The sequence below is a fragment of the Promicromonospora sp. NPDC090134 genome (assembly GCF_044746965.1).
GTDB lineage: Bacteria > Actinomycetota > Actinomycetes > Actinomycetales > Cellulomonadaceae > Promicromonospora.
Genome location: NZ_JBIVCZ010000002.1, coordinates 48,542 through 63,199, shown reverse-complemented (window position 1 = coordinate 63,199; position 14,658 = coordinate 48,542). Strand labels below are relative to the sequence as shown.

The following is a 14,658-nucleotide window of genomic DNA, read 5'->3' as shown; positions in this document are numbered from 1 at the left end:
ACCTGTACGTCTGACACGTGCGGGGGGCCGACAGGTCAGCCCGCGACGCGGAGCACGCGGAAGCCCTTGGACGACGTCGTCCGCTCGACCGGGAGCCCCAGCGCCTCGGTGATCCAGCGGGCCAGCGAGTCGGAGCCCAGGTTCTTCTGCACCACGAGCCAGGCCGCCGCGTCCGGCTCCAGCCGGGGCAGCCAGCGGGTCAGCAGGTCGTGCAGCGCCTGCTTGCCCACGCGGATGGGCGGGTTGGACCAGCAGGCGGCGAACCGGACGTCGTCGGGCACGTCGTCGGGCAGGGCTGCGCGCACGTTGTCCAGGCCGAGCCGCTCGGCGTTGCGCCGCACCAGGTCGAGGGCGCGCTCGTTGACGTCGACAGCCCAGACCGTGGCCTCCGGCGCCGCCAGCGCCAGGCTGATCGTGATGGGCCCCCACCCGCAGCCCAGGTCGAGCAGGTCGCCCGTGGCCGGGGGCGCGGGCACATGGTCCAGCAGCACCGCGGTGCCCTTGTCGAGCCCGCCGGGGGAGAAGACGCCGGCCGCCACCTCGACCTCCAGCGTGCGCCCGGCGAGGCGGACGGTCCGGGTGCGGCGCTCGTCGTCCGAGGCGGGCTGTGCGGTGAAGTAGTGGTCGCTGGACACCGGACGATCCTAGGCGGTTGCCGCCGGTGACGACCGGTGCCAGCCTGCGGGCATGGAGATCGCCGAGGCCACCGTCGAGCGGTGGGACGACGTGCAGACCGTGTTCGGCACGCGCGGCGGCGCCCACCACTGCCAGTGCCAGCGCATCCGGCTGGGCGACCGCGCCTGGTGGTACCTGCCCGTCGAGGAGCGGGCCCACGAGCTGCGCGAGCAGCTCGACCCGGCCCCGGACGCCCCGACGTCCGGCGCGCTGCTCGGGTACGTCGACGGCGAGCCGGCCGGCTGGGTCGCGGTGGCGCCCCGCACCGACTTCGTCCGGTACCGCGGCAGCCAGGTCCCGTGGGCGGGCCGGCACGAGGACAAGGACGACGCCGGTGTGTGGGCCGTCACGTGCTTCGCCGTGCGCGTGGGCTACCGCAAGCGGGGCCTGATGTACGAGCTCGCGGCGGCCGCCGTCGAGCACGCGCGGGAGCGGGGCGCGCAGGCGGTCGAGGGCTACCCGATCGTCCCCGACCCGGGGCAGCAGATCACCTGGGGCGAGGTCAACGTCGGCACGCCCGGGCCGTTCGCCGCGGCGGGGCTGGCCGAGGTCAGCCGGCCGACCAAGCGCCGCCGGGTCATGCGGCTCGACTTCTGACCGACCGGCGCCTTGGACGGCGTCACTGCCACGGCGGGTAGTCCGGGAACCGGCTCACGCCGAGACCCACCGCCTCGGACCAGCGGTGGACCCACTCGTCGAGGTCCCGGACACCGAACGGTTCCCGGAGCGTGGTCAGGTAGGTCTCGTGGGAGTCGACGACCTGTCGGCCGAGTCCGCGGTCCCGGACCTCGCCGACGAGGCGCTCGCGCAGGTCGGCGGTGGCCGCGCGGTCGTCGAGCAGCACGCTGTGCGTGATGCCGACGAGGTCGCCGTCCGTCAGGCCGGCCACGCCCGTCCGGACGATGTCGGGGGAGCGGACCACCGGCCGCGGGGGCGGCGTCAGGAGCATCGTCGCCCGCCAGTCGTAGTCCGGGTCGCGCAGGTGGCCGCGCAGGGCGGGAACGACCATGTCGGCGGGGCACGAGCGGTGCTCGAGCGGCAGCATCCGGCGCATCCGGTGCACCACCGAGGTGGTGGAGCGCCTGGCCCGGAGGGTGACGGTGTGCTCGTCCGCGCCGTCGCGCACCAGGGCCACGATCCGCGCGGTCTCCTCGTCGGTCCACGGGCGGCCCGTCCGGTCGGGTCCCTCGGTCTCTTCGGGCATGGTCGTACCGTCCCCTGCGTGCGGTGGTTGTCGTCCTCCAAGTCTTAGCGGCCGCAGTCGGCCCGTGCTGGTTATCCACAGGTGCCCGGGTCCGGGGCGACATCTGGGGAAAGACATAGCCGCGGGACTTTCGGGCGTGGGATCCTTGTTGTACGAAGGCAAGAACCATCGAGAGTTAGGTAGTACATGACCCACACCCCGACAGAGCCCGAGCTCCCCGCAGAGGAGACGCCCGAACTCCGCGCGGCCCAGGCAGACGCCCAGGCGATCGCGAACGATGTCGTGGCACGGGTTCTCGCTCGGGCGGGGACCGCACGTGCCGACGGCGGAACGGTGCACACCGTGGCCGACGGCGACCAGCTGGACCTCGAGGAGCGCACCGCGCTGCGCCGCGTGGCCGGCCTGTCGACCGAGCTCGAGGACGTCACCGAGGTCGAGTACCGGCAGCTGCGCCTGGAGAAGGTGGTGCTCGTCGGCCTGTTCTCGGGCGGCGAGCACGCGGCCCGCGACGCGGAGATCTCGCTGCGCGAGCTCGCCGCACTGGCCGAGACCGCCGGCTCCCAGGTGCTGGACGGCCTGCTGCAGCGGCGGCAGAAGCCCGACCCCGGCACGTACCTCGGTTCCGGCAAGGCGCTGGAGCTGGCCCAGGTGGTCCTGGCGACCGGCGCCGACACCGTGATCGTCGACAGCGAGCTCGCCCCGTCCCAGCGCCGTGCGCTGGAGGACGTGGTGAAGGTCAAGGTCGTCGACCGCACGGCCCTGATCCTGGACATCTTCGCGCAGCACGCGAAGTCCCGTGAGGGCAAGGCCCAGGTCGAGCTCGCCCAGCTCGAGTACCTCCTGCCGCGCCTGCGCGGCTGGGGCGAGTCGATGTCCCGCCAGGCCGGTGGCCAGGTCGGCGGCGCGGGGGCCGGCATGGGCTCGCGCGGCCCCGGTGAGACCAAGATCGAGCTGGACCGGCGGCGCATCCGTGACCGGATGGCCAAGCTGCGGCGCGAGATCGTCGCGATGAAGCCGGCCCGCGAGACCAAGCGGCTCAGCCGCAAGCGCAACGCGATCCCTGCGGTCGCCATCGCGGGCTACACGAACGCGGGCAAGTCCTCGCTGCTCAACGCGCTGACCGGCGCGGGCGTGCTGGTCCAGAACGCGCTGTTCGCCACGCTGGACCCGACCGTCCGTCGCACCAAGACCGAGGACGGCCGCGTCTACACCTTCACGGACACGGTCGGGTTCGTGCGGCACCTGCCGCACCAGCTCGTCGAGGCGTTCCGGTCCACGCTGGAGGAGGTCGGCGACGCCGACATCCTGCTGCACGTGGTCGACGCGTCCCACCCGGACCCGGAGGGGCAGATCGCCGCGGTCCGCGAGGTGCTGTCCGAGATCCCGGCCTTCGAGAACGTCCACGAGATCGTGGTGCTGAACAAGGCCGACGTCGCCGACCCGACGGTCGTCGGGCGGATCCAGCGGCGCGAGCGGCACACCGCCGTCGTCTCCGCGCACTCCGGCGAGGGGATCGCCGAGCTGCGTGCCCGGATCGCGGCCGAGCTGCCGCGGCCCGGCGTCCACGTGGACCTGGTGGTCCCGTACGAGCGGGGCGACCTGGTGCACCGGGTGCACGAGCACGGCGACATCGAGCTCACCGAGCACGTCGCCGCCGGCACGCACCTGCGCGGCAGGGTGGACGAGCAGCTCGCCACCGAGCTGCGTCAGGTGGCCGTGGCGCACTGACCCGTCCCTCCCCACCTGTCAGACGCCCAGGTCCCTCCGGGGATCTGGGCGTCTGACACGTTTCCGGGGCGGTCTCCGGGACCTCGACGGGCTACGCAAGCGGCTTGCAGTGACGCGCAACCACTGCAAGCGATTTGCGTTCTTCGTGGCTAGGATCGATCTCATGTCGAGACGGCTGGCGGATGTTGCGAAGAAGGTAGGCGTGAGCGAGGCGACGGTCAGTCGCGTGCTCAACGGGAAGCCCGGGGTGTCCCAGGGCACGCGGGACGCCGTGCTCACGGCCCTCGACGTGCTGGGCTACGAGCGGCCCACCAAGCTGCGGGGCAGCCGCGGCAAGCTCGTCGGGCTGGTGCTGCCGGAGCTCGTCAACCCGATCTTCCCCGCGTTCGCCGAGGTGATCGGCGGGGCGCTCGCCCAGCAGGGGTACACCCCCGTGCTGTGCACCCGGACGGCCGGCGGCGTGACCGAGGCCGAGTACATCGACCTGCTGCTCCAGCAGCAGGTCTCGGGCGTGATCTTCGCGGGCGGCTTCTACGCCGAGCGGGAGGCCGACCACGCGCACTACCGGCGGCTCGAGGACCTGGGGCTGCCGGTGGTGCTGATGAACGCCTCGATCGAGGACCTGGCGTTCCCCCGCGTGGCTTGCGACGACCTCGTGGCCATGGAGCAGGCGATGGGCCACGTCACCTCGCTGGGGCACCGGCGCGTGGGTCTGCTGCTCGGCCCGGCCGACCACGTGCCGTCGGAGCGCAAGCTCGCCGCCGCCCAGCGGTTCGCGCAGCGCCACGGCCTGGAGCTCGACTCCGGGCTGGTCGTGCACTCGCAGTACTCCCTGGAGAGCGGCCAGGCCGCGGCCAACCGCCTCATCGAGGCCGGTGCCACGGCGATCGTCTGCGCCAGCGACCCGCTGGCTCTCGGCGCGATCCGGGCGGTGCGCCGGGCCGGGCTGTCCTGCCCGGCCGACGTATCGGTCGTGGGCTTCGACGACTCCGCGCTGATGAACTCCACCGACCCGGCGCTGACCACCGTGCGCCAGCCCATCGAGCCGATGGGGCGGGCCGCCGTGGACCTGCTGGCGGGCCTCATCGCCGGCAGCGACGTACCGCGCGACGAGCTGCTGTTCGAGCCGGAGCTCGTGGTGCGCGCCTCCACCGCCGCGACGAAGGTTGTCGCGAAACGATAAACTTCTTGTCGAGTTCTTGCGCGGTCGTTGTCACGTGAATTACGGTTCACGGCATGACGACGACGTCCGACGCGCACCTCGAACCGCGCCCGGCCCCCAGCGACTGGTGGCGCAGCGCAGTGATCTACCAGATCTACCCCCGCAGCTTCGCGGACGGGAACGGCGACGGCACCGGTGACCTCGCCGGTGTCCGCTCCCGGCTCGGGTATCTGCGCGACCTCGGCGTCGACGCGATCTGGTACACGCCCTGGTACGCCTCACCCCTGGCGGACGGCGGCTACGACGTGCGCGACTACCGCACGATCGACCCGGCGTTCGGCACGCTGGCGGACGCCGAGGCGCTGATCGCCGAGGCCCGCGCGGTGGGCATCCGGACGATCGTCGACGTGGTGCCCAACCACATCTCCTCGGAGCACGAGTGGTTCCAGGCCGCGCTGGCGGCCGGGCCGGGCTCGCCCGAGCGGGAGCGGTTCTGGTTCCACGACGGCAAGGGCCCGGACGGCGAGCAGATGCCCACCGGCTGGGTCTCCAGCTTCCAGGGCGAGACCTGGACCCGCACCACCAACCCGGACGGCACGCCCGGCCAGTGGTACCTGCACCTGTTCACGCCCGAGCAGCCGGACGTCAACTGGAACCACCCCGACGTGCGGCAGGAGCACGAGGACGTGCTGCGGTTCTGGTTCGACCGCGGCGCGGCCGGCATCCGGATCGACTCGGCGGCGCTCATCATCAAGGACCCGGAGCTGCGCGAGGTGCCCGCGACCCCCGGCCCGGGGGAGCACCCGCACCTGGACCGCGACGAGATCCACGACGTCTACCGCGGCTGGCGGCGTGTCGCCGACGACTACGCGGAGCCTCGCGTGCTGGTCGGCGAGGTATGGCTCGCGGACCAGGAGCGCTTCGCGCAGTACCTCCGGCCGGACGAGATGCACACGGCGTTCAACTTCGACTTCATGGCGCGCCCCTGGGACGCCAAGGAGCTGCGCGAGTCGATCCGGACCACGCTCGAGGCGCACGCCCCGGTCGGCGCACCGGCCACGTGGGTGCTCTCCAACCATGACGTCACGCGGCCCGTGACCCGGTACGGCCGCGCGGACTCGTCCTTCGACTTCGCCGCCAAGCGGTTCGGCACGCCGTCCGACCTGGACCTCGGCACCCGCCGCGCGCGGGCCGCGTCGCTGCTGGTCGCCGCGCTGCCGGGCGCCCTGTACGTCTACCAGGGCGACGAGCTCGGCCTGCCCGAGGCCGACGTGCCGCGCGAGCTGATCCAGGACCCCATGCACTTCCGTTCCGAGGGGGTGGACCCGGGCCGCGACGGCTGCCGGGTCCCCCTGCCGTGGGCGCGCACGGGCGCAAGCCTGGGCTTCGGGCCCGACGACGGCGCGGCGCCCTGGCTGCCCCAGCCGGCCGGCTGGGCCGACCTCTCGGTCGAGGCCCAGGACGCCGACCCCGGCTCGATGCTGAGCCTGTACCGCCAGGCGCTGCACCTGCGTCGCGGCCTCCCCGCGCTGCACGCCGAGGAGTTCGCGTGGCTCGACCTCGGCGGGGACGACGTCCTCGCCTTCACCCGCGGCGCGGGCTTCGCCTGCGTCGCCAACCTCGGGACGAACCCCGTCCCCCTGCCCGCCGGGGCCACGGTGCTCCTGGCGAGCGGCCCCGTCGACGGCGTCGTCGGACCGGACATCGCTGTCTGGCTCGGCCTGCCGTCCTGATCCTCGGCGCCCGGCCGAGAACCACCTTCCCCCAGACGTGCCGACCCAGCGGCACACGACCAAGGAGTGACAATGAAGTCAGCAAACAAGCGCGCGGCGTTCGCCCTGGTGGGTGTCCTGTCGCTCGCGGGAACACTCACGGCCTGCGGTTCGTCCTCGGACGCCGCGGACGAGCCGGAGGGCCCCGTGACCATCGAGGTCTCCATCGACGCCGGCCTCGAGCAGGCCGCGATCGACGCGTTCGACGAGCGCATCGCGCAGTTCGAGGAGGCCAACCCGGACATCCAGGTGGAGACAAAGGAGTTCACCTGGTCCGGCACCACGTTCGCCGCCGAGCTCGCGGGCGGCACGCTGCCCGACGTCTTCCCGATCCCGTTCACCGACGGGCGCGCCCTCATCGAGCGCGGGCAGATCGCCGACGTCAGCGAGCTCGTCGCCGAGCTGCCGTACGCGGACCAGTTCAACCCCACCATCGCCGCCGCGGGCCAGGACGCCGAGGGCAACATGTGGGCCGTGCCGATCGCCGCCTACAACCAGGGCCTGCACTACAACCGGGCGCTCTTCGAGGAGGCCGGCCTCGACCCGGACAACCCCCCGACCACCTGGGACGAGGTGCGCGAGGCCGCGAAGGCGATCTCGGACAAGACCGGCCAGGCCGGCTACGCCCACATGACGCAGAGCAACACCGGCGGCTGGATCCTCACCACGGAGACCTACGCGCTGGGCGGCCGCATGACCGAGGGCGAGGGCGAGGAGACCACCGCGACCGTCGACAACGACGCCACGGTCGCGGCGCTGGAGATGCTCCACGAGATGCGCTGGGAGGACAACTCCATGGGCTCCAGCTTCCTGTACGACTGGGGCACCATCAACCAGGACTTCGCCGCCGGCAAGATCGGCATGTACGTCTCGGGCGGCGCCAACTACCCCAACCTGTTCACGCAGAACCAGATGAACCCGGACGAGTACGGCGTCACGGTGCTGCCCCTGGAGGGCGACGACGCCGGCACGCTCGGCGGCGGCACGCTCGCCGCGGTGAGCTCCGCGGCGTCCGAGGCCGAGCAGGCCGCGGCCGTGAAGTGGATCGACTTCTACTACATCTCCAAGCTGACCGACCAGGAGCAGGCGGTCGCCGAGGCGGAGGTCGCCGCGGAGACCGACCAGCCCGTGGGCGCGCCGGCACTGCCGATCTTCGACCGCGAGACCTACGAGCAGCAGCAGGCGTGGATCAAGGACCTGGTCAACGTCCCGCTGGAGAACTTCGCCCCCATGACGGACCAGATGTTCGACCAGCCCGTCATCCCCGAGCCCGCCGTCGCCACGCAGGACGTGTACGCGGCACTCGACCCCGTGGTCCAGGCGGTGCTCACGGACGAGAACGCGGACGTCGACGCGCTCCTCGCCGACGCCCAGACCCAGGTCCAGGGACTGCTCGACCGCAGCTGACCCTGGGATGACGACTCTCTCCAGCCCGCTCCGGACGACGACGGCCCCGCAGCCGTCGTCGTCCGGACCCCGGCCGCGTGCCCGCCGCACGCCCCGGGACTGGCTGCGCGACGGCGGCCTGAGCACCCTGATCATCGCGCTGCCGATGATCCTGGTCTTCGGGGTGTTCTCCTGGTTCCCGATCGGCCGGGCGCTCGTCATGAGCCTCCAGCAGACCAACCTCATCTCGACCCCCGAGTTCGTGGGGCTCGACAACTTCGTGTTCGTGCTGCAGGACCCGCTCCTGGGCAAGGCCGTGGCGAACACCCTGTGGTTCGCGCTGCTCGCGCTCGTGTTCGGCTACCCGCTGCCGCTGGCCGCCGCCGTGCTGATGAGCGAGGTGCGGCGCATGCGGGGCCTGTTCTCGGCGCTCGCGTACCTGCCCGTCGTCGTACCGCCCGTCGTGGCCGTGCTGCTGTGGAAGTTCTTCTACGACGCCTCGCCGACCGGCGTGTTCAACACCATCGCCGGCTGGGTGGGCCTCGGGCCGTTCCCCTGGCTGCAGGACGCGTCCAGCGCCATGCCGTCCCTGGTGCTGGAGGCCACCTGGGCCGCGGCCGGAGGGACCGTCATCATCTACCTCGCCGCACTGGTCGGGGTACGCACCGAGCTCTACGAGGCGGCCGAGGTGGACGGCGCGGGCGTGTGGCGCAAGATCTGGCACGTGACCCTGCCGCAGCTCCGCGGCGTCCTGTTCATCACGCTGATCCTGCAGGTCATCGGCACCTCCCAGGTGTTCCTGGAGCCGTTCCTGTTCACCGGCGGTGGCCCCAACAACGCGACCCTCACCGTTCTCATGCTGATCTACGACTACGCGTTCGGCAGCAGCCTCGGCGGCAACTACGGGGCCGCGACCGCCCTGAGCCTCATGCTCGCCGGCGTCCTCGCCGTCCTGTCCGCGATCTACTTCCGCGTGACCCGACCCTGGAGCAGCTGATGGCAGTCAAGAACCGGCCGGCCGCCGTCGCGGTCGCCGAGCGGGGCATCGTCTCGGCCCACGACCGCCGGCGGGCGAGCGTACGGGGCTCGCTCGGCGTGCTCCAGGGCGGCCTCCTGGTCACCCTGGTCCTCGCCGGGCTCGGGCCGATCCTCTGGCTCGCCAAGGCCGCCGTCACCCCGACGCAGGACACCCTGCGCCAGCCGCTCGGCCTCTTCCCGAACGGGATCGACTGGGCCAACCTCACCACCGCGTGGGGCCGCGCCGAGATCGACCACTACTTCGTCAACACGCTGATCCTCGCGGTGGGTGCCTGGTTCTTCCAGCTCCTCGTCGCGACCACGGGCGGCTACGTGCTGTCCGTGCTGCGACCCCGGTACGGCAACCTGATCTTCGGCCTCGTGCTCGCCACGCTCTTCGTGCCGGCGGTCGTGCTGCTCGTCCCGCTCTACCTCACGATCCTCGACGTGCCGCTGCTGCACATCAGCCTGCTCAACACCTTCTGGGCGGTCTGGCTGCCGATGGGCGCCAGCGCGTTCAACGTGCTGCTCGTCAAGCGGTTCTTCGACGGCCTGCCGCGTGAGATCTTCGAGGCCGCGCGGGTCGACGGCGCCGGACCCTTCCGGCTGCTGTGGTCCATCGTGCTGCCCATGTCCAAGCCCATCCTCGGCGTCGTCTCGGTGTTCGCCGTGATCGCCGCCTGGAAGGACTACCTCTGGCCGCTGCTGGTGCTGCCCGACCCGGACAACCAGCCGCTGTCCGTCCGCCTGCCCGCCATCGCGCCCTACCTGGAGCTCGACGTGTTCCTCGCGGCGCTCGCGATCTCGACCGTGCTGCCCATCGCGCTGTTCCTGGCGTTCCAGCGCCTGTTCCTCAGTGGCGCGGGCCTGGGCGGGGCCGTGAAGGGGTAGCCGGCGGCCCCGGCCGGGGTCCGTCCCAGAGATGCGCGGACCGGGGTCCGGGCCGGGTTCGGGGCTCGGCCGGACCTGTGGACGAGGCACGGTGGATGTCGGTGGTCCGGCCTAGGATCGAGCGTGTGACCAGCCTTCCCGACGCACCCGCCGCAAGCTCCGACTCCGCCGATATTCCCGAGGTGGAGGAGCTCCTCGACCTCGCCGTCGGACAGCTCGGTGGCGGGCGCAGAGAGGGCCAGCACCGCATGGCCGTCGCGGTCGGCGAGGCGATCGACAAGGGCGAGCACCTGCTGGTGCAGGCGGGCACGGGTACGGGCAAGTCGCTCGGGTACCTGGTGCCCGCCGTCCGGCATGCCGTGGCCGCGCAGAGCAAGGTCATCATCTCCACCGCCACGCTCGCCCTGCAGCGACAGGTCATCACGCGCGACCTCCCGCTCGTGGCCAAGGCCGTCGCGCCGGCGCTGCCGCGCGAGCCGCGCATCGCGCTGCTCAAGGGCTGGCACAACTACCTGTGCGTGCACAAGGTGGGCGGCGGCTACCCGGAGGACGAGACCACCCTCTTCGACCTGCCCGGCGGCGAGGACCACCCCAGGACCGAGGAGGCCGCCGGGGGCGCCGCCCGCAGCCGCCGCCGGGACGACGGCGCCTCGCTCGCCGACCACGTCCGCCGCCTGCACGAGTGGGCGGGCGAGACCGACACGGGTGACCGCGACGACCTGGTGCCCGGCGTGCCCGAGCGGGCCTGGCGCCAGGTGTCCGTCACGGCGATGGAGTGCCTGGGCGGCAGGTGCCCCATGCTCGCCGAGTGCTTCCCGGACAAGGCGCGGGCCGCCGCCCGCGAGGCGGACGTGGTGGTCACCAACCACGCGATGCTCGGCATCGCGGCCACGGGCAGCCCGGGCGTGCTCCCGGAGCACGACGTCGTGGTGGTCGACGAGGCGCACGAGCTCACCGACCGTGTGACGTCGTCGGCCACCGTGGACCTGTCCATGGCGTCGGTGGAGAGCGCGGCGCGGCTGGCCCGGCGCCACGCGGGCACCAACACCGACACCCTGGACGCGGCGGCGCAGAGCCTCGGCACCCTGCTGGTCACCGCGCCGGCTGAGCGGTTCCCGAGCGGCCTGCCGGACGCGCTGCGCACGGCGGTCGGCGCGGTGCGCGACGCCGCGCGCGAGGTGCTGAGCACCCTCAAGCCCGAGGGCGGCAAGGGCGCCCAGGGCAAGGACGCGGGCCAGCCCGACCCGGGGCTCAAGATGGCGCAGGGCGCCATGCTCCAGCTCTTCGAGACGGCGGAGCGCATGGCGGCGCAGGACACGACCGCCGACGTGCTGTGGTGCTCGCGCCCGGACAACGGCTGGGGCGGGTTCGGCGACAACGTGACGCGGCTGCACGCGGCCCCGCTGCACGTGGCCGGGTTGATCCGCACGCACCTGCTGGGCGAGTCGACGGGCGTGTTCACCTCGGCGACGCTGGCGCTGGGCGGCACGTTCGACGCCGTCGCCGGAACACTCGGCCTCAACGGCGCCGACGCCCCGCCGTGGCAGGGTCTCGACGCGGGCAGCCCGTTCGACTACCCGAAGCAGGGCATCCTCTACATCGCGCGGCACCTGCCCGCCCCCGGTCGCGAGCCGACCACCGAGGCGCAGCTCGACGAGATCGCGGAGCTCATCACGGCCGCGGGCGGTCGCACGCTCGGGCTGTTCTCGTCCCGGCGCGCCGCGAACGCCGCAGCCGAGGCGATGCGGGAGCGGCTCGACTTCCCGATCCTGGCCCAGGGCGACGACCAGCTCCCCACCCTCGTGCGCGAGTTCGCCGAGGATCCGGCCACGTGCCTGTTCGGCACGCTGTCCCTGTGGCAGGGCGTCGACGTGCCGGGACCGTCCAACCAGCTCGTGCTCATCGACCGCATCCCGTTCCCGCGCCCGGACGACCCGGTCAAGGCCGCGCGCGCTCGCGCCGTCGAGCAGGCGGGCGGCAACGGGTTCATGGCAGTGTCCGCGCAGCACGCCGCGCTGCTGCTCGCGCAGGGCGCGGGACGCCTGGTGCGCAGCATGGACGACCGGGGCGTCGTCGCGGTCCTCGACCCACGGCTCGCGACGGCACGGTACGCGTCGTTCCTGACCCGGTCGATGCCCGGGTTCTGGCCCACCACCGACCCGAAGCTGGTCCGCGCCGCGCTCGCCAGGCTCGACACATAGCCTGAGGGCATGGCAGCCCCCTCGGACGTCCCCGCCGCCCAGCCCGCCGGATCCCGCACCACCAAGATCGCCGTGGTGGGTGCGGGGGCCGTGGGGTCGACGCTCGCCTTCGCGGCGCTGACCCGCGGCTCCGCCCGCACCATCGCCCTGCTCGACATCGACCGGCAGAAGGTCGACGCCGAGGTGCTGGACCTGCAGCACGGGCTGATGTTCACGTCCCAGGCGCACGTGATCGGCTCGGACGATCCGGCGGTGTGCGAGGGGGCCGACGTCGTGGTGGTCACGGCGGGCGCCAAGCAGAAGCCCGGCCAGAGCCGCGTCGACCTCGCCGAGGCGACGATCGGTCTGATGCGCACCATCCTGCCGGGCCTGGTCGAGGTCGCACCCGACGCGACCTACCTCATGGTGACCAACCCCGTGGACGTGGTGACCTACGCGGCCCTCAAGATCTCGGGGCTGCCCCGCGAGCGGCTCTTCGGCAGCGGCACCGTGCTCGACTCGTCGCGGCTCCGCGTGGTGCTCGCGGAACGGTGCGGGGTGGCCGTCGGGAACGTGCACGCCTACATCGCCGGGGAGCACGGCGACTCGGAGATCGCGCTCTGGAGCTCCGCCTCGATCGGCGGCGTGCCGTTGCTCGACTGGGTGCCGGTCGGTGGCGCCGCGCCCCTGGACGCCGCGGTGCGCGCGGAGGTGCACCACGAGGTGGTCGACTCGGCCTACCGGATCATCGCGGGCAAGGGCGCCACCAACTACGCCGTGGGCCTGGCCGCGACCCGCATCATCGAGGCGGTGCTCAAGGACGAGCGCCGGATCATGCCGGTGTCCTCGCTGCTCGATGACTACCACGGCATCAGCGACGTCTGCCTGTCGGTGCCGTCCCTCGTGGACCGGCGAGGCGTCACGAGCACCGTGCAGGTACCCATGTCGGACGACGAGCTGGCCGGGCTGCGCGCATCGGCCGACAGCGTGCGTGCGGTGCAGCGGCGTTTCGGGTTCTAGGGGGTAGGCAACGCGACAGGCCCGACCACCGTGAGCCGGTGATCGGGCCTGTCGGGAACCCTGGTGCCTCGGGTCAGAGGCTGCGCAGCACCGCGACGACGCGGCCCAGGATCTGCGCCTCGTCACCCGGGATGGGCTCGTAGGCCGGGTTCTGCGGCAGCAGCAGCACGTGCCCGTCGGTCTGCTTGAACGTCTTGACCGTGGCCTCGCCGTCGATCATGGCGGCGACGATCTCGCCCTGCTCGGCCACGTTCTGGCGGCGCACCACGACCCAGTCCCCGTCGCAGATCGCGGCGTCGACCATCGAGTCGCCCGCGACCTTGAGGAGGAACAGCTCGCCGTCACCCACGAGCTGGCGGGGGAGCGGGAAGACGTCCTCGACGACCTGCTCGGCGAGGATCGGCCCACCGGCCGCGATGCGGCCGACGAGCGGCACGTACGACGGCGGCGGGGTGCTCGCGTCGTCCGGCACCGAACCGCCCCAGTGGACCTGGCCGCTACGCCGCGGCTCGGGCCAGTGGATCTCACCGCGCGTCGGCTTCTCGACCTGCTCGGCCAGGGGCTCGACGAGCTCCATGGCACGCGGCCGGTTGGGGTCGCGGCGCAGGAAGCCCTTCTTCTCCAGCATCTGGAGCTGGTGCTTGACGCTCGACGGGCTGGCCAGCCCGACGGCCTCGCCGATCTCGCGCATCGACGGCGGGTATCCGCGCGTCTCGAACGACTGCCGAATCGTGTCCAGCACAAGGCGCTGCCGCTCGGTGAGGCGGTCTGCCGGCGAGATCGCGTGCACGCCGGCGACCGCCCCGTCGCCCGGCGCGTCCAACGTGGCGACGCCCGAGAGTGCCGTGTCGACGGCTCTCGTGTCGCTGGTCCCGTCCCGTCCCGTCATGCCCGTGCCCCTCCCGTTCCGACAAATGTTCTCCTGTGCGCTGCCCACTCTAGATCACAAATGTGCTCGGCTCAAACGAATGTTCGAGCGTGTCTCGACTTCTACGGTGTCCCGTGCTACACAATGGTACGAGCGTTCGACGAACGTGTGTATGACGGACAAGAGTTCGAGTCACCTTTCGAGGAGGGGCCATGGGGGACGTGATCCCGCTGCGGCAGTACACCCCGGTGTACGGGCCGGCGTATGCGACGGTGCCCGGATCGAGCGCGGTCCGGGCGTATCGGCCGGGCCCGGCGCACACCCCGAGCCGGGCGTCGGCACCGCCCCGGCCGCGTCCGACCGCCTCCTCGTACGCGCCGCGCGGGCCGCGCACGTTCGCCGACCGGCTCGGGCTCGCGGGGCTGCGGCTCACCCGGCGCGGCCGGGTCGTGCTGGTGCTGCTGGCGATGCTCGTGGTCGCGCCGATGGCGACGTGGGGAGCGACCGCCGTGGCCAGCTCGCCGGGTGAGCCGACGGAGGTCCGCGTGCACGCGGTGCAGCCGGGGGAGACGCTCTGGGGCTTCGCCGAGCAGATCGCGGAGCCCGGGGAGGACGTCCGGCAGGCGGTCGCACGGCTGCAGGACCTCAACGAGATGACGTCGGGCACCGTGCGGGTCGGCGAGCTCCTCCTGCTCCCGAAGGAGTGACCGGAGGGCCCCCGAAAAGTGGCCGAACGCCCCGACGAAGTGGACGGA

At 72.5% G+C, this 14,658-nt stretch carries 13 protein-coding genes; 10 read left to right on the top strand and 3 right to left on the bottom strand.

Going from position 1 to position 14,658, the window contains the following annotated elements; translation table 11 throughout:
• Window positions 1–35 precede the first annotated feature (35 nt).
• Window positions 36–635 (bottom strand): class I SAM-dependent methyltransferase, encoded by a 600-nt coding sequence (locus ACIPN7_RS06725; protein ID WP_400539274.1) that lies wholly within the window; start codon window positions 633–635, stop codon window positions 36–38.
• A gap of 52 nt (window positions 636–687) precedes the next feature.
• On the opposite strand from ACIPN7_RS06725, the gene ACIPN7_RS06720 reads away from it, so the two are divergent.
• Window positions 688–1,272 carry a GNAT family N-acetyltransferase gene (locus ACIPN7_RS06720; protein WP_400539272.1) on the top strand — a complete coding sequence of 195 codons (585 nt, stop codon included), beginning with the start codon at window positions 688–690 and terminating at the stop codon, window positions 1,270–1,272.
• 22 nt (window positions 1,273–1,294) lie between these two features.
• Here the strand turns inward: ACIPN7_RS06720 and ACIPN7_RS06715 are convergent, their stop codons facing one another.
• The gene (locus ACIPN7_RS06715) at window positions 1,295–1,879 is read right to left on the bottom strand and encodes a hypothetical protein (protein WP_400539270.1); all 585 of its coding nucleotides are present in this window, start codon (window positions 1,877–1,879) and stop codon (window positions 1,295–1,297) included.
• 186 nt (window positions 1,880–2,065) lie between these two features.
• On the opposite strand from ACIPN7_RS06715, the gene hflX reads away from it, so the two are divergent.
• The 8 genes from hflX to ACIPN7_RS06675 all read left to right on the top strand — a co-directional run bounded on the left by hflX (window position 2,066) and on the right by ACIPN7_RS06675 (window position 13,035).
• The gene (gene hflX, locus ACIPN7_RS06710) at window positions 2,066–3,607 is read left to right on the top strand and encodes a GTPase HflX (protein WP_377232169.1); all 1,542 of its coding nucleotides are present in this window, start codon (window positions 2,066–2,068) and stop codon (window positions 3,605–3,607) included.
• Between the two features lie 163 nt (window positions 3,608–3,770).
• Entirely contained in the window at window positions 3,771–4,790 is a 1,020-nt protein-coding gene (locus ACIPN7_RS06705; RefSeq protein WP_400539267.1) for a LacI family DNA-binding transcriptional regulator, read from the top strand.
• Between the two features lie 53 nt (window positions 4,791–4,843).
• A complete protein-coding gene (locus tag ACIPN7_RS06700; protein ID WP_400539265.1) occupies window positions 4,844–6,502 on the top strand; it encodes a glycoside hydrolase family 13 protein in 1,659 nt (552 codons plus the stop codon).
• Window positions 6,503–6,574: 72 nt separating this feature from the next.
• Window positions 6,575–7,948 (top strand): ABC transporter substrate-binding protein, encoded by a 1,374-nt coding sequence (locus ACIPN7_RS06695; protein ID WP_400539263.1) that lies wholly within the window; start codon window positions 6,575–6,577, stop codon window positions 7,946–7,948.
• A gap of 7 nt (window positions 7,949–7,955) precedes the next feature.
• Complete coding sequence (locus ACIPN7_RS06690; RefSeq protein WP_400539261.1) at window positions 7,956–8,924, top strand: carbohydrate ABC transporter permease; 969 nt, start codon at window positions 7,956–7,958, stop codon at window positions 8,922–8,924.
• Window positions 8,924–9,835, top strand: coding sequence for a carbohydrate ABC transporter permease (locus ACIPN7_RS06685; protein ID WP_400539259.1), 912 nt, complete (start codon window positions 8,924–8,926; stop codon window positions 9,833–9,835). Before ACIPN7_RS06690 ends, ACIPN7_RS06685 begins: the two co-directional genes overlap by 1 nt.
• Window positions 9,836–9,930: 95 nt before the next feature.
• Window positions 9,931–12,036 (top strand): ATP-dependent DNA helicase, encoded by a 2,106-nt coding sequence (locus tag ACIPN7_RS06680; RefSeq protein ID WP_400539257.1) that lies wholly within the window; start codon window positions 9,931–9,933, stop codon window positions 12,034–12,036.
• 9 nt (window positions 12,037–12,045) lie between these two features.
• Window positions 12,046–13,035, top strand: a complete 990-nt coding sequence (locus ACIPN7_RS06675; RefSeq protein WP_377232290.1) for an L-lactate dehydrogenase — start codon at window positions 12,046–12,048, stop codon at window positions 13,033–13,035.
• Between the two features lie 73 nt (window positions 13,036–13,108).
• Here ACIPN7_RS06675 and lexA read toward each other — a convergent pair whose 3' ends face one another.
• The gene (gene lexA, locus ACIPN7_RS06670; protein ID WP_400539255.1) at window positions 13,109–13,924 is read right to left on the bottom strand and encodes a transcriptional repressor LexA; all 816 of its coding nucleotides are present in this window, start codon (window positions 13,922–13,924) and stop codon (window positions 13,109–13,111) included.
• A 191-nt stretch (window positions 13,925–14,115) separates the two neighbouring features.
• Here lexA and ACIPN7_RS06665 point away from each other — a divergent pair, with 191 nt between their 5' ends.
• A complete protein-coding gene (locus tag ACIPN7_RS06665) occupies window positions 14,116–14,610 on the top strand; it encodes a LysM peptidoglycan-binding domain-containing protein (RefSeq protein WP_400539253.1) in 495 nt (164 codons plus the stop codon).
• Window positions 14,611–14,658: the final 48 nt, after the last annotated feature.